Annotated in this window: 23 protein-coding genes; 18 read left to right on the forward strand and 5 right to left on the reverse strand. The window is 71.1% G+C overall.

Going from position 1 to position 23,641, the window contains the following annotated elements; genetic code table 11:
* Positions 1–37: 37 nt before the first annotated feature.
* Both HF526_RS07680 and HF526_RS07685 read left to right on the forward strand, forming a co-directional pair.
* Positions 38–3,769 carry a multifunctional oxoglutarate decarboxylase/oxoglutarate dehydrogenase thiamine pyrophosphate-binding subunit/dihydrolipoyllysine-residue succinyltransferase subunit gene (locus HF526_RS07680; protein ID WP_239028436.1) on the forward strand — a complete coding sequence of 1,244 codons (3,732 nt, stop codon included), beginning with the start codon at positions 38–40 and terminating at the stop codon, positions 3,767–3,769.
* 3 nt (positions 3,770–3,772) lie between these two features.
* Positions 3,773–3,976, forward strand: coding sequence for a DUF6104 family protein (locus tag HF526_RS07685; RefSeq protein ID WP_169380627.1), 204 nt, complete (start codon positions 3,773–3,775; stop codon positions 3,974–3,976).
* Between the two features lie 101 nt (positions 3,977–4,077).
* Here HF526_RS07685 and HF526_RS07690 read toward each other — a convergent pair whose 3' ends face one another.
* Genes HF526_RS07690 through HF526_RS07705 form a run of 4 tightly spaced genes read right to left on the reverse strand, consistent with a single transcriptional unit; the run spans position 4,078 to position 7,734 of the window.
* On the reverse strand, positions 4,078–4,437 hold the full coding sequence (locus HF526_RS07690) for a hypothetical protein (RefSeq protein WP_169380629.1): 360 nt from the start codon (positions 4,435–4,437) through the stop codon (positions 4,078–4,080).
* A gap of 34 nt (positions 4,438–4,471) precedes the next feature.
* Positions 4,472–7,213: an FtsK/SpoIIIE domain-containing protein gene (locus tag HF526_RS07695; protein ID WP_338051357.1), complete on the reverse strand. Its 2,742-nt coding sequence runs from the start codon at positions 7,211–7,213 to the stop codon at positions 4,472–4,474.
* 6 nt (positions 7,214–7,219) lie between these two features.
* Positions 7,220–7,471, reverse strand: a complete 252-nt coding sequence (locus HF526_RS07700) for a hypothetical protein (RefSeq protein WP_211176906.1) — start codon at positions 7,469–7,471, stop codon at positions 7,220–7,222.
* A 2-nt stretch (positions 7,472–7,473) separates the two neighbouring features.
* On the reverse strand, positions 7,474–7,734 hold the full coding sequence (locus HF526_RS07705; protein WP_169380632.1) for a hypothetical protein: 261 nt from the start codon (positions 7,732–7,734) through the stop codon (positions 7,474–7,476).
* 186 nt (positions 7,735–7,920) lie between these two features.
* Here HF526_RS07705 and HF526_RS07710 point away from each other — a divergent pair, with 186 nt between their 5' ends.
* A complete protein-coding gene (locus tag HF526_RS07710) occupies positions 7,921–9,255 on the forward strand; it encodes an Nramp family divalent metal transporter (protein ID WP_169380634.1) in 1,335 nt (444 codons plus the stop codon).
* A gap of 27 nt (positions 9,256–9,282) precedes the next feature.
* Here HF526_RS07710 and HF526_RS07715 read toward each other — a convergent pair whose 3' ends face one another.
* Entirely contained in the window at positions 9,283–9,747 is a 465-nt protein-coding gene (locus tag HF526_RS07715) for a DUF5134 domain-containing protein (RefSeq protein ID WP_169380636.1), read from the reverse strand.
* A 288-nt stretch (positions 9,748–10,035) separates the two neighbouring features.
* On the opposite strand from HF526_RS07715, the gene HF526_RS07720 reads away from it, so the two are divergent.
* From HF526_RS07720 to HF526_RS07785, 15 genes are all read left to right on the forward strand, one after another.
* The gene (locus tag HF526_RS07720) at positions 10,036–11,103 is read left to right on the forward strand and encodes an NADH-quinone oxidoreductase subunit B family protein (RefSeq protein ID WP_169380638.1); all 1,068 of its coding nucleotides are present in this window, start codon (positions 10,036–10,038) and stop codon (positions 11,101–11,103) included.
* Between the two features lie 14 nt (positions 11,104–11,117).
* Positions 11,118–12,926 (forward strand): nickel-dependent hydrogenase large subunit, encoded by a 1,809-nt coding sequence (locus HF526_RS07725; protein WP_169380640.1) that lies wholly within the window; start codon positions 11,118–11,120, stop codon positions 12,924–12,926.
* Between the two features lies 1 nt (position 12,927).
* Complete coding sequence (locus tag HF526_RS07730) at positions 12,928–13,440, forward strand: hypothetical protein (protein WP_169380641.1); 513 nt, start codon at positions 12,928–12,930, stop codon at positions 13,438–13,440.
* 26 nt (positions 13,441–13,466) lie between these two features.
* Positions 13,467–14,105: a DUF5947 family protein gene (locus HF526_RS07735; protein ID WP_169380643.1), complete on the forward strand. Its 639-nt coding sequence runs from the start codon at positions 13,467–13,469 to the stop codon at positions 14,103–14,105.
* A 2-nt stretch (positions 14,106–14,107) separates the two neighbouring features.
* A complete protein-coding gene (locus HF526_RS07740; RefSeq protein WP_169380645.1) occupies positions 14,108–14,734 on the forward strand; it encodes a DUF6084 family protein in 627 nt (208 codons plus the stop codon).
* On the forward strand, positions 14,731–16,140 hold the full coding sequence (locus tag HF526_RS07745) for a hypothetical protein (protein ID WP_169380647.1): 1,410 nt from the start codon (positions 14,731–14,733) through the stop codon (positions 16,138–16,140). The genes HF526_RS07740 and HF526_RS07745 overlap by 4 nt, the downstream gene beginning before the upstream one ends.
* Positions 16,137–16,652, forward strand: coding sequence for a hydrogenase maturation protease (locus HF526_RS07750; RefSeq protein WP_169380649.1), 516 nt, complete (start codon positions 16,137–16,139; stop codon positions 16,650–16,652). Before HF526_RS07745 ends, HF526_RS07750 begins: the two co-directional genes overlap by 4 nt.
* Positions 16,649–16,762, forward strand: coding sequence for a DUF6893 family small protein (locus HF526_RS37310; protein ID WP_420821598.1), 114 nt, complete (start codon positions 16,649–16,651; stop codon positions 16,760–16,762). Before HF526_RS07750 ends, HF526_RS37310 begins: the two co-directional genes overlap by 4 nt.
* Before the next feature lie 8 nt (positions 16,763–16,770).
* Positions 16,771–17,052: a HypC/HybG/HupF family hydrogenase formation chaperone gene (locus HF526_RS07755; RefSeq protein ID WP_169380651.1), complete on the forward strand. Its 282-nt coding sequence runs from the start codon at positions 16,771–16,773 to the stop codon at positions 17,050–17,052.
* 20 nt (positions 17,053–17,072) lie between these two features.
* Positions 17,073–18,200 (forward strand): hydrogenase formation protein HypD, encoded by a 1,128-nt coding sequence (gene hypD, locus HF526_RS07760; RefSeq protein ID WP_169380653.1) that lies wholly within the window; start codon positions 17,073–17,075, stop codon positions 18,198–18,200.
* Positions 18,197–19,357 carry a hydrogenase expression/formation protein HypE gene (hypE, locus tag HF526_RS07765; RefSeq protein ID WP_169380655.1) on the forward strand — a complete coding sequence of 387 codons (1,161 nt, stop codon included), beginning with the start codon at positions 18,197–18,199 and terminating at the stop codon, positions 19,355–19,357. Before hypD ends, hypE begins: the two co-directional genes overlap by 4 nt.
* A complete protein-coding gene (locus tag HF526_RS07770; RefSeq protein ID WP_169380657.1) occupies positions 19,357–19,731 on the forward strand; it encodes a hydrogenase maturation nickel metallochaperone HypA/HybF in 375 nt (124 codons plus the stop codon). Before hypE ends, HF526_RS07770 begins: the two co-directional genes overlap by 1 nt.
* Complete coding sequence (gene hypB / locus HF526_RS07775) at positions 19,686–20,432, forward strand: hydrogenase nickel incorporation protein HypB (RefSeq protein ID WP_169380659.1); 747 nt, start codon at positions 19,686–19,688, stop codon at positions 20,430–20,432. Before HF526_RS07770 ends, hypB begins: the two co-directional genes overlap by 46 nt.
* A gap of 167 nt (positions 20,433–20,599) precedes the next feature.
* Positions 20,600–22,012: a uracil-xanthine permease family protein gene (locus tag HF526_RS07780; RefSeq protein ID WP_169380660.1), complete on the forward strand. Its 1,413-nt coding sequence runs from the start codon at positions 20,600–20,602 to the stop codon at positions 22,010–22,012.
* Positions 22,013–22,181: 169 nt separating this feature from the next.
* Complete coding sequence (locus HF526_RS07785; RefSeq protein ID WP_169380662.1) at positions 22,182–23,108, forward strand: SDR family oxidoreductase; 927 nt, start codon at positions 22,182–22,184, stop codon at positions 23,106–23,108.
* Positions 23,109–23,641 lie beyond the last annotated feature (533 nt).

The raw sequence follows: 23,641 nt of genomic DNA on the forward strand, positions 1-23,641 counted from the left end.
GAGCCAGTTCGGCCCCAACGAGTGGCTCGTCGAGGAGATGTACCAGCGCTTCCTCGACGATCCCTCCGGAGTGGATCCCGCCTGGCACGAATTCTTCGCCGACTACCGCCCCGGCGACGCCACGAGCCGCAACGGCGAGGACACCGACATTTCCGAGAGGACCGACACCCGCACGAACGCCCACGACGACACCGTGTCCCCGGCACCCGCCCCTGCCGCAGAGCCCGCCGAACCGACCGAACGCCGCCGCGTCGCTGACCGCGGCGCCCTGCAGAGCCGCGCGACGGCCAACGGCACCGCGGCGGCGACCGCCGACGGCACGCAGGTCCCGGCCCGCGCCGAGGCGTCCAAGACCGCCGGCAAGCCCGCCGCCGGCACCACCTCGAAGGCCGCGAAGCCGGCTCCGGCCGCCGGCGACGGCGAGGTGACCGCCCTGCGCGGGGCGGCGAACGCCGTCGTCAAGAACATGAACGCCTCGCTCACGGTCCCCACCGCGACGAGCGTGCGCGCGGTGCCGGCCAAGCTGCTCGCCGACAACCGGGTCGTCATCAACAACCAGCTCAAGCGGACCCGCGGCGGCAAGATCTCGTTCACGCACCTGATCGGTTACGCCGTCGTCAAGGCGCTCGCCGGCTTCCCGGTGATGAACCGGCACTTCCTGGAGACCGACGGCAAGCCCTCGGTCGTCCAGCCCGACCACGTCAACCTCGGCCTGGCCATCGACCTGCCGGGCAGGAACGGTCAGCGGTCCCTGGTCGTCGTGTCGATCAAGGGCTGCGAGGCGATGACCTTCGCCCAGTTCTGGTCGGCCTACGAGGACATGGTGCGCAAGGCCCGCTCCGGTTCGCTGACCGCGGAGGACTTCGCCGGCACCACGATCAGCCTGACCAACCCGGGCACGCTCGGCACCAACCACTCGGTGCCGCGGCTGATGCAGGGCCAGGGCGCGATCGTCGGCGTCGGGGCGATGGAGTACCCGGCCGAGTTCCAGGGCGCCAGCGAGGAACGGCTGGCCGAGATCGGCGTCAGCAAGATCATCACGCTGACCTCGACGTACGACCACCGGATCATCCAGGGCGCCGAGTCCGGCGACTTCCTGCGCCGGGTGCACCAGCTGCTGCTCGGTGAGGACGGTTTCTACGACCAGATCTTCACCTCGCTGCGGGTGCCCTACGAGCCCGTCCGCTGGGTGCAGGACATCCCCGAGGGCGCCGTCGACAAGACCGCCCGGGTGCTCGAGCTGATCGAGTCCTACCGCACCCGCGGCCACCTGATGGCCGACACCGACCCGCTGAACTACCGGCAGCGCCGCCACCCTGACCTCGACGTGCTCAGCCACGGCCTGACCCTGTGGGACCTGGACCGCGAGTTCGCCGTCGGCGGGTTCGCCGGCCAGGCGCACATGAAGCTGCGCGACGTGCTCGGCGTGCTGCGCGACGCCTACTGCCGCACGACCGGCGCCGAGTACATGCACATCGCCGACCCCGAGCAGCGGGCCTGGCTGCAGGAGCGCATCGAGGTCCCGCACCAGAAGCCCCAGGTCGCCGAGCAGAAGTACATCCTGAGCAAGCTCAACGCCGCGGAGGCGTTCGAGACCTTCCTGCAGACCAAGTACGTCGGGCAGAAGCGGTTCTCCCTGGAAGGCGGCGAGACCGTCATCCCGCTGCTCGACGCGGTGCTCGACAAGGCCGCCGAGAACGAGCTCGACGAGGTCGTCATCGGCATGCCGCACCGCGGCCGGCTCAACGTGCTGGCCAACATCGTCGGCAAGCCGATCAGCCAGATCTTCCGCGAGTTCGAGGGCAACCTCGACCCGGGCCAGGCGCACGGCTCCGGCGACGTGAAGTACCACCTGGGCGCCGAGGGCAAGTACTTCCGGATGTTCGGCGACGGCGAGACCGTGGTGTCGCTGGCCTCCAACCCCTCGCACCTGGAGGCCGTCGACCCGGTGCTCGAGGGCATCGTCCGGGCCAAGCAGGACCTGCTCGACAAGGGCGAGGGCGGCTTCACCGTGCTGCCGCTGATGCTGCACGGTGACGCGGCGTTCGCCGGGCAGGGTGTGGTGGCCGAGACGCTGAACCTGGCGCTGCTGCGCGGCTACCGCACCGGCGGCACCGTGCACGTGGTGATCAACAACCAGGTCGGGTTCACCACCGCCCCGGAGCACTCCCGCTCGTCGCAGTACTGCACCGACGTCGCCAAGATGATCGGCGCCCCGGTCTTCCACGTGAACGGCGACGACCCCGAGGCCTGCGTCTGGGTGGCCAAGCTGGCGGTCGAGTACCGGCAGCGCTGGCACAACGACGTCGTGATCGACATGATCTGCTACCGCCGCCGCGGGCACAACGAGGGCGACGACCCGTCGATGACCCAGCCGGCGATGTACGACGTGATCGACGCCAAGCGCAGCGTCCGCAAGATCTACACCGAGTCGCTGATCGGCCGCGGCGACATCACCATGGAGGAGGCCGAGCACGCGCTGCGCGACTTCTCCAACCAGCTCGAGCACGTGTTCAACGAGGTCCGCGAGCTGGAGAAGACCCCGCCGGTGGTGAGCCCGTCGGTCGAGCAGGAGCAGTCGGTCCCGATCGACCTGGACACCTCGGTGCCGCTCGAGGTCGTCCACCGCATCGGCGACGCGCACGGCAACCTGCCGGAGGGCTTCGCCGTCCACCCGCGTGTCAAGCCGGTACTGCAACGCCGGGTCACGATGTCGCGCGAGGGCAACGTGGACTGGGCCTTCGCCGAGCTGCTGGCCATGGGGTCGTTGGCCATGGACGGCAAGCTCGTCCGGCTGTCGGGCCAGGACTCGCGACGCGGCACCTTCGTGCAGCGGCACTCGGTGATCATCGACCGGAAGACCGGCGAGGAGTACTACCCGCTGCGCAACCTCGCCGAGGGCCAGGGCCGCTTCATGCCCTACGACTCGGCGCTGTCGGAGTTCGCCGCCGTCGGCTTCGAGTACGGCTACTCGGTGGCCAACCCCGACGCCCTGGTGCTGTGGGAGGCGCAGTTCGGCGACTTCGTCAACGGCGCGCAGTCGATCATCGACGAGTTCATCTCGTCCGGTGAGGCCAAGTGGGGCCAGATGGCCGACGTCGTACTGCTGCTGCCGCACGGCCTCGAGGGCCAGGGTCCGGACCACTCCTCCGGCCGCATCGAGCGGTTCCTGCAGCTCTGCGCCGAGGGCTCGATGACCGTCGCGCTGCCCTCGGAGCCGGCGAACTACTTCCACCTGCTGCGCCGGCACGCCCTCGACGGGGTGCGCCGCCCGCTGGTGGTGTTCACGCCGAAGTGGATGCTGCGGGCCAAGCAGGTCGTCAGCCCGCTGTCGGACCTCACCGGCGGCCGGTTCCGCACGGTCATCGACGACCCGCGCTACCGCACGAACGACGGCCCGGCCAGCGACGTGCAGAAGGTCCTGCTGTGCAGCGGCAAGATCTACTGGGAGCTCGCCGCGGCCCGGGAGAAGCAGGAGATCACCGACACCGCGCTGGTCCGCATCGAGCAGCTCTACCCGCTGCCCGACCGTCAGCTGGCCGGGGTGCTCGACCGCTACCCGAACGCCAAGGACATCCGCTGGGTCCAGGAGGAGCCGGCCAACCAGGGCGCGTGGCCGTACTTCGGTCTCGAGCTGCCGGACAAGCTGCCCGAGCGGCTGTCGGGGCTCAAGCGGGTCTCGCGGCGGCGGATGGCGGCCCCGGCGGCCGGCTCGTCCAAGGTGCACGAGGTCGAGCAGGCCGAGCTGATCGACAAGGCCTTCAGCTGACCGATGTACTTCACCGACCGCGGTATCGAGGAGCTCGTCGAACGCCGGGGCGAGGAGCAGGTCACCCTGGAATGGGTGGCCGACCGGCTCCGCGCGTTCGTCGACCTCAACCCGAGGTTCGAGGACGCCGTCGAGCGGCTGGCGAGCTTCCTCGCCCGCGACGACGCCGACATCGACGAGGCCCTCGACTACGCCGACGACGAGTAACCCCCTCCCCCTGAACCCCACGAACGGCACTTTCGTTCAAACCTATTGAACGAAAGTGCCGTTCGTGACAAAGCGGAGGGGTTTCGGGGAGGGCGTGGGGGTCAGCGGCGGCGCAGGCCGAAGCCGCGGCGCCGGGTGGCGTCGCGCAGCTCGATGAACCGCTGTTCGACGGCCGCGTCGAGGGCGTCGATGTGCGCGGGATCGACCCGTTCGTCGGGCGCCGGCATGGGGCGCAGCGTCATCCACGACTCCGCCCACAGCGTCTCCAGCGCCGCCTCCCAGTGCAGGTGCACCCCGAGCCGGGTCAGCGCGGCCCGCTCCTCGGCCCGGACCATGGCGTCGTCGAGGCCGACGAGGTCGCGGGACAGCTCCACGGCCCGCTCGCGGTCGCGTTCGCGCAGCTCGTCGGCCGCCGAGGTGATCCCGGCGATGATCGCCTTGTAGTCCCGCGCAGCGGTCATCACTGCACCTCCGCGGGAAAGAGCACGTCGGCGGTCACGGCACCTCCAGCTCCGGAACGATGACGACCTCCGGGCGCGCGTGCTGGGCCCGGTCGAAGAACAGCCCGCGGCCCGGGCGTGGCGACCAGGCCGGCAGCAGCCCCGGGGCCAGCGCGCCGAGCTCGGAGCCCTGCACGTCCAGCCCGACCCACGCGCCCAAGTCGTCCGCCGATGCGCCCATCGTCAGCAGCGTCTTGAGCCGCTGCGCGCTGCGCCACCAGCCGAGCACGTGCACGTCGGTCTCCGGGCCGAACCGCAGCACCTGGCGCAGCGCCTCGGTGCCCGGGCGTTCCAGCACGGCGTCGGCGGCGTCGGCGGCGTAGAGCACGAGGAACGTCGGGCGGCGCTCCCCGCCCGCCAGCCGGGCGGTCACGTCGGCGGCCAGTGCCTCGATGCGGGCGCGCATGCCGTCCAGAAGGACGGTCTGGACCGGGTGCCCGGCCAGGGTGTCGGCCAGCCACGCCGCGGGCCCGGCGGCCTCGGGTACCAGCGGGGCGAGCACGAAGTCGGCGCCGCCGGGCGGGAACTGCCCGGCCAGCGAGCCGGCCGCTGCCCCGAGCACCCGGACGGCCTCGCCCGCCCCGGCCCCGAGCACGCCGATGTTGCGGCCCGGCGCCGTGGGCAGCCGCACCGTCGCCGCGCTGCCCGCCACGTCGATGACCTGCCCGAGCAGCGCCCGCGGCGGACCGCCGTCACGCGGCAGGGAGGCCAGCAGGTCGGCGAACCGCGGTGCCCGGGCCCCGTCGAACAGCAGTGGTTCGGTGCGACCGGGGGCGTACGCCTCGTGCAGCGCGCGCTGCACCTCGTCGACGGAGCCCTTGCCGGTCGCGTCCGGGACCCGGAGGATCTCGTTGCCGTGCCGGATCCCTGACTCGTGGTTGACGACGGCGTGCCAGCGCGGCAGGTCGAGCGCGGCGTCGTTGAGGTCGGCGAGCACCCGGCGGGCCCGGGGCAGCGCGATCCGCAGCACGAACTGCTCGAAGATCGCCGGGCGGCCCCAGAACGCCTCGATGCCGGACACGTCCTGGCTGGCGAACACGAGGTGGATCCCCTGCGAGCGGCCGCGCCGGGCGACGTCCTCGAGCAACGTCGTCGCGGCCTTGGTGACGGCGTCGCGCTCGGCGAACAGGTACTGGAACTCGTCGATCACCGCGACGATCCGCGGCCAGCGACCCTCGGGGTCGGCGGCGCGCAGCTCCTCGAGCTTGGTGACCTCGTGGGCCTTGGCCGCCTCGGCACGCCGGCGCATCTCGTCGGCCAGGAACTGCAGCAGCGCGAGCCCGAACTCCCGGTCGGTGTTGATGTTGACGCCGACGAGGCGGGCATGCGGCAGCCAGGTCCGGTCCCGGCGGCCGGGCGCGAACTGGGCGAACGACACGCCCTCCTTGAAGTCGAGCAGGTACAGCTCGAGCTCGTCGGGGCCGTAGCGGACCGCCATCGAGCTGATCATGGTGAGCAGCAGGTTCGTCTTGCCCGAACCGCTCGGCCCGCCGATCAGCGCGTGCGGGGAGGCGTCGTCCAGCGCGATCTGCACCGGCAGCCCCTCGGCGAAGCCGACGGGCACGTGAATGCCGCTCACCGAGGTCGAGCGACCCCACTGCCCGGCCGCCGGGAGCAGGTCGGCGAACGAGCCGATCCGGCCGCGCCAGCGCTCGTGCTCGTCGGAGATCGTGTGACAGGCCCGGGTGACGGCCTCCCGCGGCAGCGGCGGGTCGGGGAGCACGGTCGCGTACGGGCCGGTCATCGAGGACACGGCGTAGGGCACGCCCGCCTCGGTCTCCTTCAGGCTCACCGTCTCGACCGGGGCGCTGACCGTCATCGGCACGTCGAGCATGACGAGCTGGATGCCGCACGCCAGCCCGCCCCGGGCCACCCGCTGCAGCTGGCGGTGGTCCTCCTCCGGCAGCGCGGACCGGTTGCCGGCCAGCACCACGACGATCCACGGCTCGCTGCGCACCCCGGTGGCCTCGGCCAGCGCCTGCAGCGACGCGTGCCCGTCGACCAGCACCCGGGTGTGCACCCGGCGGATCCGGTCGGAGAGCTCCTCGAGCAGCTGCGGCAGCCTGCCGGGGTCGTGCACGGTGAGCAGCCCGGTCCGGGTCAGCGGGTAGAGCCCCGGCATCGCGCCGGTGAACTGCCCGACGTCCCACACGTGCACCGCGACCATGCCGGGCCGGAAGTAGGAGACCACGCGCATGAGCAGCGTCTCCACCAGCGCCTCGGCCTGGGTCCGGGTGCCCGGGGTGGACGTCACCTGCAGGTGGGACTCGTCGAGCAGCGGGACACCGACCGGGAAATCCTGTTCCCGCTGCCCGATCCGGGCCGCGCCGACGCGCCACAGCTGCGGCACCGGGCCGGTTCCGTCGATCTTGCCCGGTTGGCCCAGCCACTGTTCCGGCTCGCGGCCTGCGGCATCCGGTGCAGCCTGTTCCATCAGCGCCGCGAGCCGGCCGGGGCCCGTCGCCAGCCACGGTTCGAACGCCGCCGACCGGTCGGCGTCGACACGGGCGACCACGCCGGCCAGCGCCGGATTGGTCAGCCCGCCGCGCAGCCCGGGATCGACGTGGGCGGCGTCGAGGCCCTCGTTGCGCAGCCACATCTCGAACATCGCCTCGGCGTGCGCGCGCACCGCCGTGTTCCGTGCGCCGGCCGCCGCACCGAGCGCAGCGCCCACCGCCCGGTGGAAGTCGTCGAAGGTCTCGGCGATCCGCTCGCGCCGCCCCGTCCGTCGTGCCACGCGCGCCTACAGCCGGGCGTCGATGTCGGCCAGCACGGTCGCAGCGGCGGCGATCAGGCGCAGGCTGTTGTCGAGCTCGGCCTCGGCCCGGCTCAGCTCCGGGGGCAGCAACGGCTCGGAGTGCTGCTCACCGAGCTCGGCGAGCACGGCCGCGGCGTCGGCGAGCCGGGAGCGCGCGACGCCGGCGTGCCGGTAGGCGCTGCGCGTCTGCTCGGCCGCGTCGGCCAGCACCGCCTTGATCTCACCGAACGAGGACACACTCACAGGCGGTTCGCGACGCCTTCCGAGGCCTGGATCGCAGCCGACACCGCCTGCTGCACGTCGGCGATGCTGCCGGCGGCCTGCGCGTAGAGGGCGTTCGCCTCGTCGACGTCGCCCTGGCCGCTGCCCTCGGTGACCTGCTGCAACGCAGCCTGCGCCTGTTCGATGCAGGTCTGCGCCTGCTGCAGCGCACCGATGCTCTCCGAGGCCTTGTCATTGGCCAGCGCAATCCCGGCCCGGACCTCTTCGATGCTCGCCATGACGGGTGTGTCCTCCACGATCTCGTGCTCTGTGGGGTCAGTGGTGCAGGCGTGAAATCTAGCGTCCAGTTCATCTCACCCCTGCACCCGCCGCCATAGCACCTTCGCGCGCGTTGTCTGGTCCGTCCGTGTTCTGCCGGTTACGGTCGGATTCGGGAATCGGGACGGAACGGGCAGGGACACAGGATGAGCGCACCGGATCAGGTGGCCGGAGTCGAAGCGCCCAGGGGCGTGGGCGCGAAGATCCGTCAGGTCGGCCCGGGACTGCTGGCCGCGGCCACCGGGGTCGGGGCGGGTGACCTCGTCGCGACGATGGTCGCCGGTGCCCGTTTCGGCACCGTGCTGCTGTGGGCCGCGGTGCTGGGGACCGTGCTCAAGCTCGCGCTCGCCGAGGGCGTGGGCCGCTGGCACCTCGCCTCGGGCACCACGCTGCTCGACGGCTGGCGCCGGCTGGGCTACTGGGCCACCGCGTTCTTCGGCGTGTACATGGTCATCTGGGGCTTCGTGTACGGCGCCACCGCGATGTCAGCGGTCGGGCTCCCGCTCAACGCGCTGTTCGACGGCCTGTCCGTGCGCTACTGGGCGATGATCGCCGGAGTCGTCGCGTTGCTGCTGGTCTGGGCTCAGCGCTACGAGGTGTTCGAGAAGTTCATGACCGTACTGGTCGGCATCAAGTTCCTGTCGGTGGTCTCGGTGGCCGTGCTCGTCTCCCCCGACCTGGGCGCGCTCGCGACCGGTCTGGTGCCCCGGCTGCCGGCGGGGTCGATCATCTACGTGCTGGGCCTGATCGGCGGCGTCGGCGGCACCATCACGATGGCCGCTTACGGCTACTGGATGTTCGCGAAGGGCTGGAAGGGCACCGGCTGGCTGTCGATGATGCGCTTGGACAACGCCGTCGGCTACGTCATGACCGGCGTGTTCGTCATCGCGATGCTGGTCGTCGGCGCGGAGATCCTGCTCGGCCAGGACCTGACCGAGAGTGATCGCGGCCTGCTCACCCTGGGCACCGAACTCGGCGGGCGGTACGGCGAGTGGGCCCGGATCCTGTTCCTCGTCGGATTCCTTGCGGTCACCGGTTCGTCGCTGCTCGGGGTGTGGAACGGTGTCAGCCTGCTGTTCACCGACTGGACGCGGGCGATCCGGCTGCCGCACGGCGCCAGGGCCGAGGCGGGCCCCGGGTCGCCGGGGAGCGGTGCGGCCGGCGTGGACACGCCGCCGGGCGAGGCCTACGAGGCGGAGGCCGCGGAGAGGCGCGTGCCCTTCCGCGGCTACCTGCTGTGGCTGACGTTCCCGCCGATGCTGCTGCTGTTCATCGACCGGCCCTTCGGGTTGACGCTGGTGTACGGGGTCCTCGGGGCCGCCTTCATGCCGTTCCTCGGGATCACCCTGCTGCTGTTGCTCAACTCCCGGCGGGTGGAGCGCGCCGGGCGATCGGGCTGGCTGTCGAACGTCCTGCTCGTCGCGGCATCGGCGCTGTTCGTGGTGCTCCTGGTGACCGAGGTGGCCACCCGGCTCTCCTGACTCGGGCTCCTGCGACCGGGCCTGCGCTCAGACCATCCCGAGCAGCACGACCGCCATCGCGCCCGCCATGACCAGGTGCGCCGCCGCGGTGGCCTGCCCGACCCGCCCCCATCGGCCCCGCCGGCCGGCGTGGGCCCCGTGGCCCATGTGCCCCCCACCGGTCCCCGCAGCGTGCTGGTGCGCACCGGTGAACAGCATGAACAGCATCGCCCCGGTGCCGATCACGTGGTGCCCGGCGTCGAGGGTGCTGAATCCGGAGCGCAGCGCCGGCGCCGCGAACCAGGCGGCGCAGAGCACGAAGACCGCGGTCCGCACCGGGGCCGGCACCGGGTCACCGAGCGGGGAGAACATGGCCGCCATCCCGAAGGCCATGGCCGCATGCGAGCCCTCGCCGACGACGTCGGTACGCAGCACCACCAGCCTGACCACGTGGAGCGCGCCGAGGATCGCACAGACGGCGGTGAGGACTGCGGACAACCACTCCACCTGCACCTGGTCCTCCTCCTCGCCGGGCCGGGGCCACGCACCGCGAAAACCGTAGATCGGTCGAACCGCCCAATTCCATACGGTGAGGGGGCAGTGACGGGCCGTGCAACCCGCTCGGCGCCGGGGAGCGGGGGCATCGAGCACAGTGCACGGAGCACCGACCGCCGTGCACCTATTCGCCCTCCGTTAGCTGGCGCGGTCACTTACCCCGCCCCATGCAGGCCGATACAACGGTGATCTCCCACCAGCCGGCACGGCACTGTCTCCCATGGCAGGGCCACGAGGGGCGACACCATGTCAGCACCGACTGCGCAGCCAGCCAGTACCCAGCAGGAAGAGCCGGTCATCCACATCTTGTGGATCAATGCCGGGCTGAGCTGCGACGGAGACTCCGTGGCCCTCACCGCGGCCACCCAACCGACCATCGAGGAGATCGCCCTCGGTGCGCTACCGGGCCTGCCGAAGATCGCGGTGCACTGGCCGCTGATCGACTTCGAGTGCGGGCCGGACAAGGGTGCCGACACCTTCATCGAGTGGTTCTTCAAAGCCGACCGCGGCGAACTCGAGCCGTTCGTGCTGGTCATCGAGGGGTCGATCGCGAACGAAGCGATCAAGCCCGAGGGCTACTGGACCGGCTTCGGCAACAACCCCGAGACCGGCCAGCCCATCACCGTCAGCGAGTGGCTGGACCGGCTGGCGCCGAAGGCGCTCGCCGTCCTCGCGGCCGGCACGTGCGCGACCTACGGCGGCATCCACGCGATGCAGGGCAACCCGACCGGAGCCATGGGCGTTCCCGACTACCTGGGCTGGAGCTGGAAGTCCAAGGCCGGCATCCCGATCGTGTGTGTGCCCGGTTGCCCGACCCATCCGGACAACCTGTCCGAAACCATCCTCTACCTGCTCTACCAGGCCGCCGGATCCGCGCCGATGATCCCGCTGGACGAGGCACTGCGCCCGAAGTGGCTGTTCGGCGCCACCGTGCACGAGGGCTGCGACCGCGGCGGCTACTACGAGGAGGGGCAGTTCGCCACGGACTACGGCCAGCCCGAATGCCTGGTGAAGCTCGGCTGCTGGGGGCCGGTCGTCAAGTGCAACGTCCCCAAGCGGGGCTGGATCAACGGCGTGGGCGGCTGCCCGAACGTCGGCGGGATCTGCATCGGCTGCACAATGCCCGGTTTCCCGGACAAGTTCATGCCGTTCATGGACGCTCCGCCCGGGAGCTTGGTGTCGGGCACCGCGAGCAGCGCCTACGGCGGCATCATCCGCCGCCTGCGCCGCATCACCGAGACCAAGCTCGACCAAGAACCGAAGTGGCGGCGCAAGGGCCGCGAGCTCGCCACCGGATACGCGAAGTCCTGGTAAGGAGCCCCCACGCCATGACCACCACCCAGCCGAAGACCGCACCGACGACCAAGGACGAGACCGGTCTCGTCGAGATGGCGTGGGACCCGATCACCCGGATCGTCGGTAGCCTCGGCATCTACGCAAAGATCGACTTCTCGAACAAGCGCGTGGCCGAGTGCCACAGCACGTCGTCGGTCTTCCGCGGTTACTCGATCTTCATGAAGGGCAAGGACCCGCGCGACGCGCACTTCATCACCAGCCGCATCTGCGGGATCTGCGGGGACAACCACGCGACCTGCTCGGTCTACAACCAGAACATGGCCTACGGCGTCCGCCCGCCGCACCTCGGCGAGTGGATCATCAACCTCGGTGAGGCCGCCGAGTACATGTTCGACCACAACATCTTCCAGGAGAACCTGGTCGGGGTGGACTACTGCGAGAAGATGATCTCGGAGACCAACCCCGGGGTGATGGAGCGGGCGAACTCCACCGAGGCGCCGCACGCCCGCGACCACGGCTACAAGACCGTCGGCGACATCATGCGGGCGCTCAACCCGTTCACCGGCGAGTTCTACCGGGAGGCGCTGCAGGTCAGCCGCTACACCCGCGAGATGTTCTGCCTGATGGAGGGCCGCCACGTGCACCCCTCCACGCTGTATCCGGGCGGTGTCGGGACGCACGCGACGATCCAGCTCTTCACCGACTACTACGCGCGGCTGATGCGCTACGTGGAATTCATGAAGCGCGTCGTCCCGATGCACGACGACCTGTTCGACTTCATGTACGACGCGCTGCCCGGTTACGAGGAGGTCGGCCGCCGGCGGGTGCTGCTGGGCTGCTGGGGCGCGCTCAACGACCCGGCCTTCTGCGACTTCGACTACCGGCACATGACCGACTGGGGCCGGAAGATGTTCGTCTCCCCCGGCGTGGTGGTCGACGGCAAGCTGGTCACCAACGACCTCGTCCAGATCAACCTGGGCATCCGGATCCTGCTCGGCAGCTCGTACTACCGGGACTGGCAGGACCAGGAGACGTTCGTGACGCACGACCCGCTGGGCAACCCGGTGGACAAGCGGCACCCGTGGAACCAGCACACGATCCCGGCACCGCAGAAGCGCGACTTCGACGACAAGTACAGCTGGACGATGTCACCGCGCTGGTTCGACGGCACCGACCACCTGCCGCTCGACACCGGTGGCGGCCCGCTGGCCCGGCTCTGGGCCACGGCCCTGGGCGGCCTGGTCGACTGCGGGTACGTGAAGGCCACGGGCCACTCGGTGCAGATCAACCTGCCGAAGAGCGCGCTGCTGCCCGAGGTCAGCTTCGAGTGGAAGCCGCCGGCCGACAAGCAGGGACGCCCGCTGTCCAACGCGATCGAGCGCAACCGGGCCCGGACCTACTTCCAGGCCTACTCCGCGGCCGTCGCGCTGCACTTCATGGACTCCGCACTCGCCGAGGTCCGCGGCGGCAACACCAAGACCTGGGAGCGGTTCAGCGTCCCGGACGAGGCGATCAGCTGCGGGTTCACCGAGGCCGTGCGGGGTGTCCTGAGCCACCACATGGTCATCCGCGGCGGCAAGATCGCGAACTACCATCCGTACCCGCCGACGCCGTGGAACGGCAGCGTGCGCGACTCCTTCGGCACGCCCGGCCCGTACGAGGACGCGGTGCAGAACACGCCGATCTTCGAGGAGAACAAGCCGGAGAACTTCAAGGGCATCGACATCATGCGTGCGGTCCGCAGCTTCGACCCGTGCCTGCCCTGTGGCGTGCACATGTACCTGGGCAACGGCAAACCGCTGCACAAGATGCACTCGCCCGGCTCGCTGAACATCATCTGAGATGGGTGATCAACTGGACCCGCAGGACGTCGCGCAGCGCATCGACGCGGTGCTCGACGAGCTGGAGGCCGCTGGAGGGGCACGGCAGGCCGGTGAAGAGCTGGTCCGCTTGCTGATGCGGTTCTACGGCGCCGGCCTGGAGCGGATCGTCACGATCACCCGGGCCGGAGCCGGGGACGCGATGGTCCATCGGCTGGCGTCCGATCCCCTGGTCGGCGGGCTGCTCGCGCTGCACGAGCTGCACCCGGTGGATCTGCGCACCCGGGTCGAGAGTGCGATGGAGGTGGCGCGGCGCAAGCTCGGCTCGCACGCCTCGGAGGCGCAGCTGCTGGGCCTGGATCCCGACGGCACGGTCCGGGTACAGCTGTCGGCGAGTGGTTGTGGCGCGGAAACGGTCCGCCAGATCGTCGAGGAGTCGGTGGCCGCGGTCGCGCCGGACACCGCCGGCGTCGCCTTCGTCGAGGCCGAGCGCGGCCCGACGCTGCTCCAGATCGGCCTGCCCGGTGCCCGGTGACCGCATCCGGCAGCCGGGGAGACGTCGTGGCTAGCGGGTTACGGCGGTTCCTGGTCACCTCCGCCGAGCCGGCGCCGCAACGCTGCGACATGTGCGCCACCCCGGTGCCGCCGGAGCACCCGCACCTGGTGCAGGTGGCCGAGCGCCGGATGATGTGCGTCTGTGGCCCCTGCGGGTTCCTGTTCGACAACCCGGGCGCCGGCGGTGGCAGCTACCGGCGGGTCCCCGACCGCTACCTGGCCGACCCCGGTTTCACGCTGCCCGACGCACAGTGGGACGAGCTGCAGATCCCGGTCGGGATGGCGTTCTTCCTGCACAACTCCGCGCAGGGCAGCGTGGTCGCCTGCTATCCGAGCCCGGCCGGGGCCACCGAGAGCGAGCTGACCCTCGATGCGTGGAGCACCGGGCTCGGGGCGAGCCGGCTGGCCGCCGAGCTCGAGCCGGACGTGGAGGCGCTGCTGGTGCGCCGCGACCGCCCGGGCGGCGGGTCCGGGGGCGGCGAGTGCCTGCTGGTCCCGATCGACGCCTGCTACCGGCTCGTCGGCCTGGTCAAGCTGCACTGGCGCGGCTTCGACGGCGGGGCGGAGGCCTGGCGGGCGATCGACGGCTTGTTCACCGAGCTGGGCGACCGGGCCCGGGTGCTCGACCCCGAGGGGCGGGGGTAGCCGTGCTGCGCTTCGCCTGCACCGGTTCACGCGCCGAGCCCTACGCCGCCGGACCCGGCCTGGAGCTGGACCTGCAGGTCGACGAGGGCAGCGGGCGGAAGGTGCACGCCGTCGCGCTGCGCTGCCAGATCCGCATCGACCCGCGCAAGCGCCGCTACTCGGCCGAGGAGACCGCCCGGCTCGGCGACCTGTTCGGTGAGCCGTCGCGCTGGGGCGAGACGCTCAACCTGCTGCAGCTGGCCACGGTGTCGGTGATGCTGCCGCCGTTCACCGGCCGGACGACCGTGCCGGTCTCCGTGCCGCTGACCTACGACCTCGACATCGCGACGACCAAGTACTTCCACGGCCTGTCCGACGGCGAGGTCCCGCTGTTGCTGTTGTTCTCCGGGACGATGTTCTACGCCGGTGACGCCGGCGTGCAGGTCGGCCTGGTGTCCTGGAACGAGGAGGCCGAGCACCGGCTGCCCGTCGCGGTGTGGCGGGCCACGATGGACGAGCACTTCCCCGGCTCGACCTGGATCCGGGTCCGCCGCGAGACGGTCGATGCGCTGGCCGCGTACCGCTCCGCGCGCACCATCACGAGCTGGGACGACACGATCGAACAGCTGCTCGAGGAGGCCCGGGGATGAGCGCCGGCGGCGGGAGCTGGGCCGAGGCGCTCGACGAGGTCGCGGCGCTCGCCGACGCCGTGCTGTTCGAGGGCTACCTGCTCTACCCCTACCGGGCGTCGGCACAGAAGAACCGGTTGCGCTGGCAGTGGGGCGTGCTCACGCCGGAGGGCTTCGGCACGGAGAACAACGAGCCGTCCTCGTCCCGCACGGAGTGCCTGCTCGAACCCCGGCCCGGCGCCGAGCTGCACGTGCGCGTGCGGTTCCTGCAGGTGCAGGACCGCACCGTGCTCGACGCGGCCGGCCGCGAGGTCGACGAGCTGACCGTCGGCGACGCCCGGCACCTGCGCTTCGAGGAGGGCATCCCGCGGCAGGTGGACTTCACGGTCGCCGTGTCCGATCTGGCCGTCGGCGTCACCGTCCCGATCCGGATGCCGGCGTCGGAGAGCACCGAGGAGATCGTCGACGGCGCGGGGGCGGGGTCCGGGCGGCTGGTGCGGCGCTGCCGGCCGCTGACCGGGCGGATCGTGCTGGGCACCACCGAGCTGCCCGGACCGTACGGCGCGCTGCGGCTGCGCCTGGACGTGCACAACGACGCCGAGCCTTCCGCCGGGGTGCCGCGGGAGGAGGCGCTGCGCACCTCACTGATCGGGACGCACAGCGTGCTGGCCGTGTCGGCCGGCGCGTTCCTGTCGCTCACCGACCCGCCCGAGTGGGCCCGCCCGGCCGCGGCGGAGTGCGTCAACACGGGCAGCTGGCCGGTGCTGGCCGGGCCGCCGGAGCGCGTCGATCTGCTGCTGGCCTCCCCGATCATCCTCTCCGACCACCCGCAGCTCGCGCCGGAGAGCACGATCAACCTGTTCGACGGCACCGAGAACGACGAGATCCTGACCCTGCGCACCATGGTGCTGACCGACGCGGAGAAGGCCGAGGCCCGGGCCACCGACCCACGGGCCGCGGCCGTGATCGACGCGGTCGACGCGCTACCGCCGGAGATCCTGGAACGGCTGCACGGCGCGATCCGGTCGATGGGCCCGGCCGCCCCCGGGCCGACGATCATCAGCGGCGCCGGGTTCGGTGCGGACAGCCCGGCCGAGCAGCCGCCGGACCGCGTCCCGTGGTGGGACCCGGCCGCCGACGCGTCGGTCGACCCGGAGACCGACTCGGTGCTGGTCGGCGGCGTGCCGGTGGCCAAGGGCAGCGCAGTGGTGCTGCGGCCCGGGCCCGGCGGCGACGCGCAGGACCTGTTCCTGGCCGGGATGCGCGCAACCGTGCAGGCCGTCGTGCACGATGTGGACGGCGGCGTGCACGTCGCCGTCTCGGTCGCCGACGCCGACAGCCCCGACGCAGACCTCGAGGCCGACCTGCAGCTCGCGCACGGCCGGTTCCGCTACTTCCGCCCCGACGAGCTGGAGGTGGCACCGTGAACCCGCGCGTGCTGGTCGCCGGCGTGGGCAACGTGTTCCTGTCCGACGACGGCTTCGGTGTCGAGGTGGTGCGGCGGCTGCTGGCCCGCGGCGGCGTGCCCGACGGCGTCGAGGTGGCCGACATCGGCATCCGCGGGGTGCACCTGGCCTATCAGTTGCTGGACGGCTACGACGGCCTGCTGCTCGTCGACACCCATCGGCGCGGCGGCGCCCCGGGCACGGTGTACCGGCTGGAGCACGACCTGACCGCACCGGTGGATTCCGGCGCCGCTCTCGACGGCCACGGGATGGATCCCGGCACGGTGCTGGCGCTGCTCGCCGAGCTCGCCGCGGCGACGGGGGTCGTCCGGCCCGTCGGCCGGGTGCTCGTCGTCGGCTGCGAACCCGCCGTGCTCGACGAGGGCATCGGCCTGTCCGGACCGGTGGCCGCGGCCGTCGAACCCGCGCTGCACGCGGTCGACGAGCTCATCACCCTTCTGCTCGAGAACTCTCCGGAAGGAGTCAGGCGATGATCCGCAAATTCATGCTGCTCGTACTGCTCGCGGGGCTGGCCGGCATCGCGGTGCTGGCCGTGCAGTCCCGAGACGAGATCGAGCGCTACCTCAAGCTCAGCCGGATGTAGGAGAAGCCATGTGCCTGGGCATTCCCGGAGAAGTGATCGAGCTGATGGCCGAGCACGAGGACCTGGCCATGGTCAGCGTCGAGGGGGTCAGGCGGGCGGTGAACATCGGCCTGCTCCGCGAGGACGGCGTGCTCGATCTACAGCCCGGTGACTGGATCCTGATCCATGTCGGCTTCGCCCTCTCCACGATCGACGAGGCCGAGGCCACGGCGTCGCTGGAGTGGCTGACCGGGGTCGGCGACGCCTACACCGACGAGCTGGAAGCGCTCGCCGCGTCCGACATCACGTGAGGCTGAGGAGCGGTTCTCCCATGAAGTTCGTCGACGAGTTCCGTGACGCCACCACCGCCCGCGCGCTGGCCACCAGGATCGCCGCGCTGTGCGAACCGGGCCGGCGCTACACGTTCATGGAGGTGTGCGGCGGGCACACCCACACGATCTACAAGCACGGGCTGGAGGACTACCTGCCCGAGACCGTCACTCTCGTGCACGGCCCCGGGTGCCCGGTGTGCGTGATCCCGATGGGCCGGGTCGACGACGCCATCGCACTCGCCGAACAGGACGACGTGATCATGGCGTCGTTCGGCGACATGATGCGGGTGCCCGGCGGGCGCGGGTCGTTCTTCGACTCCAAGGCCGCCGGCGCCGACATCCGGATGGTCTACTCCCCGCTGGACGCGCTGAAGATCGCCCGGAAGAACCCGGACAAGCGCGTCATCTTCATGGCGATCGGCTTCGAGACCACCGCGCCGTCGACGGCGATGACGGTGCTGCGCGCGGCCGCCGAGAAGCTCGACAACTTCGCCGTCTTCTGCAACCACGTCACGATCATCCCGGCGATCAAGGCGATCCTCGACTCGCCCGACCTGCGGCTCGACGGCTTCATCGGTCCCGGCCACGTCTCCACGGTGATCGGCTGCCGGCCGTACGAGTTCATCGCACGTGATCACGGCAAACCGCTGGTGTGTTCCGGGTTCGAGCCGCTGGACATCCTGCAGTCGGTCTACCGGTTGCTGTTGCAGTTGCAGGAGGGCCGCAGCGAGGTCGAGAACCAGTACGCGCGGGTGGTGCCCTGGAACGGCAACCCGAAGGCGCTGCAGGTGATCGGCGAGGTGATGGAGCTGCGGCCGCACTTCGAATGGCGTGGGCTCGGGTTCATCTCGCACTCCGCGCTACGGATCCGCGAGTCCTACGCCGCGTTCGATGCGGAGCGCATCTACGGCGTGCCCGGCGTCCGGGTGGCCGACCCGAAGGCGTGCCAGTGCGGCGAGGTGCTCAAGGGCGTGCTCAAACCGTGGGAGTGCAAGGTCTTCGGCACCGCGTGCACCCCGGAGACCCCGATCGGGACGTGCATGGTGTCCAGCGAGGGCGCGTGCGCGGCGTACTACAACTTCGGCCGGTTCAGCCGGGACCGCGTCAAGGAGGCGACGCGGTCATGACCACACACGACCTCGGCCCGAGCATCCCGGCGCGGGCGAACTGGGCCGAGGAGGCGGTGGCCGCGCACGCCGGCGCCGAGCACCTCACCCGCGAGGAACAGGTCCTCGAACGGATCGCGAGGGCCCGCGCTCGCAAGGCGAAGATCAAGGAGCAGCGGATCACGCTGTCCCACGGCGCCGGCGGCAAGGCCACGCACACCCTGATCGAGGCGGTCTTCCTGGAGGCGTTCCGCAATCCGGTGCTCGAGCGGCTGGAGGACGGGGCCTGCCTCGCCACCGATGCGGGCCGGTTCGCGTTCACCACCGATTCCTTCGTCGTCTCGCCGCTGTTCTTCCCGGGCGGGGACATCGGCGACCTCGCCGTCAACGGCACCGTCAACGACCTCGCGATGTGCGGCGCCCGCCCGCTGCACCTGTCCGCAGGGTTCATCCTCGAGGAGGGTTTCCCGGTCGCCGACCTGCAGCGGATCGTCGCCTCGATGGCCGCCGCGGCGCAGGCCGCGGGCGTGCAGATCGTCACCGGTGACACCAAGGTCGTGCAGCGCGGCAAGGCCGACGGCTGCTACATCACCACCGCCGGCGTGGGGCTGCTCGACCGGCCGCTGACGCTGTCCGCCGCCGCAGCCCGGCCCGGTGACGTCGTGCTCGTCTCCGGCCCGATCGGCGACCACGGGATCACCGTGATGCTGGCCCGCGGCGAGCTCGACATCGAAGCGGACATCGAGTCCGACACCGCGCCGCTGCACGAGATCACCGCGGGTCTGCTCGACGCGGTGGGCGACGGGGTGCGGCTGCTGCGTGACGCCACCCGCGGCGGGGTGGCCACGATCTGCAACGAGGTGGCCGTCTCCTCCCAGGTCGCGGTGGTGCTCGACGAGAACGCCGTACCGGTGCGGCCGGTGGTCAACGGGGCGTCGGAGCTGCTGGGCATCGACCCGCTCTACGTCGCCTGCGAGGGCCGGCTCGTCGCGGTCGTCGCACCCGATCGGGCCGACGCGGCGCTGGCCGCGCTGCACGCGCACCCGCTCGGCGAGGGCGCCGCGGTGATCGGCACGGTGAAGGACGACCCACCCGGGCTGGTGCTGCTGCGGACCGGGTTCGGCGGCACCCGGATCGTGGACCTGCTGGTGGGTGACCCCTTGCCCCGGATCTGCTGATGCACGAGCTGTCGATCACCCAGAGCGTCGTCGCCGCGGTCACGCAGCGGATGCGCGACGCCCCGGTGCGCCGGATCCGGCTGGAGATCGGCCGGCTCTCCGGCATCGTGCCGGGCTCGGTGCGGTTCTGCTTCGAGTTGGTCGCGGCCGGGACCACCTGCGAGGGCGCCGAACTGGAGATCGACGAACCGGCGGGCCGGGCGCACTGCCGGACGTGCGGCGCCGATTTCGACACCGCCGAGGTGCTGGCGCTGTGCGACTGCGGCAGCGCCGACGTGGAGGTACTGGGCGGCACCGAGTTGCGGATCCGAGAGGTGGAGGTGGGCTCATGTGCGCGACCTGCGGATGCTCCGGCGGGCCCGGCGTCCGGGTGATCGACCCCGGTCGCCCGCAGCGGCACGACCACCCGCACGACCATGACCACGACCACTCGCACACCGTCGCGCTCGAGGTCGACCTGCTGGCCAAGAACGACGATCTCGCCGGCCGCAACCGCATCTGGCTCGCCGAACGCGGCATCGCCGCGGTCAACCTGATGAGCTCCCCCGGCGCCGGGAAGACCACGTTGCTCGAGCGCACCATCCGCGACCTCGGCACCGACGTGCCGTGCGCGGTGCTGGAGGGCGACCAGGAGACGCTGCTCGACGCCGAGCGGGTCGGCTCGGCGGGGGCCCGCGTCATCCAGATCAACACCGGTGCGGGCTGCCACCTCGACGCCGGCATGGTCGCCGACGGGCTGCGCATGCTCGCCCCCGAGCCGGGTTGCCTGCTGTTCGTGGAGAACGTGGGCAACCTGGTCTGCCCGGCGCTGTTCGACCTGGGCGAGGCGGCCCGCGTGGTGATCATGTCGGTGACCGAGGGCGCGGACAAGCCGCTGAAGTACCCGCACATGTTCCGCACCGCCGACCTGATGCTGCTCAACAAGATCGACCTGCTGCCCTACGTCGACGTCGACGTGGACCGCTGCGTCGAGTACGCGCGCCGGGCGAAACCCGGGGTCGAGGTGCTCGAGGTCTCCGCGACCCGCGGCGACGGCCTGGACGCCTGGTACACCTGGCTGCGTCACCGTCGCTGACGCGCGCGCCCGCCCCCGCGCGCTGAACCGGGGTGCGCCCCTGGCCGCCGAACGTGCCCCGGCGGTGGGGCCGGTCAGGCCGGCGGGTAGTTCTGGAGCCGACAAGGACCGCTCCGCCGCGTGGGTCGCCGCGGGCCGGTCCGCTCGGCTGCGCGGAGGGATCGGGCATGGGCCAGTTCAGCTGGAAGGTCGTGCACGGCGGGAAGGCGCCGCCGCCGGGTGAGGTGGTCGCCCCCGGGGAACGGCTCTCCTGGACACGCACGATCGGGCTCGGCGGCCAGCACGTCGTCGCCATGTTCGGCGCCACGTTCGTCTTCCCCGTACTCATGGGCCTCAACCCGAACATCGCGATCATGATGAGCGGGGTCGCCACCGCGCTGTTCCTGCTCGTCGTGAAGGGGCGGATTCCCAGCTATCTCGGCAGCTCCGCGTCGTTCGTCGGGATCGTCGCCGCGATCCGGGCCCAGGGCGGCGACAGTGCGCACGTCACCGGCGCGTTCCTGGTCTGCGGGCTGGTGCTGGCCGCCGTCGGCGTGCTGGTGCACTACGTCGGCGCGCGGGTCGTCAACAAGGTCCTCCCACCCGCGGTGACCGGTGCCGTCGTGATGCTCATCGGGTTCAACCTGGCCCCGGTCGCCGCGACGACCTACTGGCCCCAGGATCAGTGGGTCGCCCTGGCGACGATGGTGTTCGTCATCGGTGCCACGGTGCTGCTGCCCGGCTTCTGGGGCCGCATCGGCGTCCTGCTCGGCGTGGTCTTCGGGTTCGGGCTGTCCTGGCTGCTCGACGTGACGGCCGGCCCGGTCACCTCCCCGAACGCCGCCGGCGTGGTCAGCACCCGGCCGCGGGTCGACCTCTCCGCGGTCGGCGCAGCGGACTGGATCGGACTCCCGCCCCGCACGATGACGCTGCCCAACGGCACGGAGATCGCCGGCTTCCACCCGCCGGCGTTCTCCATCGCGTTCATCCTGCTCGCGCTGCCCGCGGTGGTCGCGCTCATCGCGGAGAACACCGGGCACGTCAAGGCCGTCGCGGAGATGACCGGCGACGACCTCGACCCCCTGCTCGGGCGCGCGCTGATCGGCGACGGGGTCGGCACGGTGGTCTCGTCGTCGGTCGGCGGGCCGCCCACCACCACCTACGCGGAGAACATCGGCGTGATGGCCGCGACCCGCGTCTACTCGACCGCGGCGTACTGGGTGGCGGCCGCCGTCGCGGTGCTGCTGGGCTTCTGCCCGAAGTTCGGAGCCGTCATCGTCGCCGTGCCCGGCGGAGTGCTCGGCGGGCTGACCGTGGTGCTCTACGGGATGATCGGCCTGCTCGGAGCGAAGATCTGGGTGCAGAACCGGGTCGATCTCGGCGACCCGGTCAATCTCGTCCCGCTCGCGGCCGGGTTGATCATCGGCATCGGGAACGTCACGTTGCGCATCACCGACTCCTTCGCGCTGTCCGGGATCGCGCTGGGCACGATCGTGGCCGTGCTCGGCTACCACGCGGTCCGGGCGCTGGCCCCGGCCCGCCTGCGGGAGGCGGCGAGCCCCGCGGGCAACGACGACCCGGCACCGCGCCTCACGACCTAGTGCGATCGCCGGATCGGGGACGCCGGCCGCACATGTACGGCCCCTGCCCCACTCCTGCCGATCTTGGCCGGTCGAGGTTCGTGTGCACCGCACAAGTCGGACCCCTTGCAGAGCGGCGAACCGCATTCCTGACAGTACGTGTCAGTCGTCGCCCGGCATCATCGATCACATGCAGTCGACACAGGAACGGCCGCTGGCGGGGACGGTGGCCCTGGTGGCCGGGGCGACCCGCGGCGCCGGGCGCGGCATCGCGGTCCAACTGGGCGCGGCCGGCGCCACCGTGTACGCGACCGGGCGCACGACCCGGGAGCAGCGATCGGAGTACGACCGGCCGGAGACCATCGAGGAGACCGCCGAACTCGTGACCGCGGCCGGCGGCAAGGGCATCGCAGTCCAGGTCGATCATCTGGTCCCCGCTCAGGTCGCGGCGCTCGTCGAGCGGATCGACGCCGAGCAGGGCCGGCTCGACGTGCTCGTCAACGACGTCTGGGGCGGGGAGTTCCTCTTCGAGTGGGACACGCCGGTCTGGGAGCACTCGCTCGACGACGGGCTGCGCCTGCTGCGGCTGGCCATCGACACCCACCTCGTGACCAGCCGGTATGCGCTGCCGCTGCTCATCCGCCGGCCCGGCGGCCTGGTCGTCGAGATGACCGACGGCACCGCCGACTACAACGCCGGGCACTACCGCATCAACGTCTACTACGACCTGGCGAAGGTGGCGCCGATCCGGCTGGCCCGGAGCTGGGCGCACGAGGTGACGCCGCACGGCGGGACCGCGGTCGCACTCACCCCGGGCTGGCTGCGCTCGGAGATCATGCTCGATCGCTTCGGGGTGACCGAGCAGAACTGGCGCGACGCGTGCGCACGGGTACCGCATTTCGTCATCTCCGAGACGCCGCATTTCGTCGGCCGGGCCGTCGCGGCGCTGGCCGCCGACCCGGAGCGGGCGCGGTGGACGGGCGCGTCGCTGTCCTCCGGCGGGCTGGCGCAGGTCTACGGCTTCACCGACCTCGACGGGTCCGCGCCGGACGCGTGGCGCTACCTCGTCGAGGTGCAGGACCCCGGCAAACCGGCCGATGCCACGGGTTATCGCTGACCGCGGCTCCGCAGGCGGTCCGTCATCGTCAATCCTTGGTAAAGGGAGATTCAAACACGCCTCTGGCTCATCAGGAAGATGTCCGATTCGGCGGCCATGCTCCCGCCCGCTCCGTCCGGCGACCGAGGAGTTCATTGGGAGAAATGTCCCATATCGTCCGAGCGGTTCCCGCACAAGCCCTACGGACAATCGGGACCAGGGGGCGTTGATGAGACATAGCGGACCACATGACCCGTCCGAGATGCCACACTCGGCGGCACCGTGAGTACTGGTCGAGCCACCCCTACCTCGACAAAGTCTCCGTAAAGTAGATACAAAGATTTGCAATATCGGACGTCTTGGACAAGACTGGAGCAGCCCGGCGAAACGCCGCGAAAGGGTTGCCTCGAAGCTCGATATCGCCCCTGGTGGCCGCGACGTTAGCCCCTATCACCCCTATGATTTGAATTATCGGGATTTCCCCGAAATCCCCTAGCGGAACGGGGGCCCGGATCCGCCAACACGGCGGCGGCGGACTGTGCATGATCCCCGAT

The sequence above is a fragment of the Pseudonocardia acidicola genome (genome assembly GCF_012911935.1).
Classification (GTDB): domain Bacteria; phylum Actinomycetota; class Actinomycetes; order Mycobacteriales; family Pseudonocardiaceae; genus Pseudonocardia; species Pseudonocardia acidicola.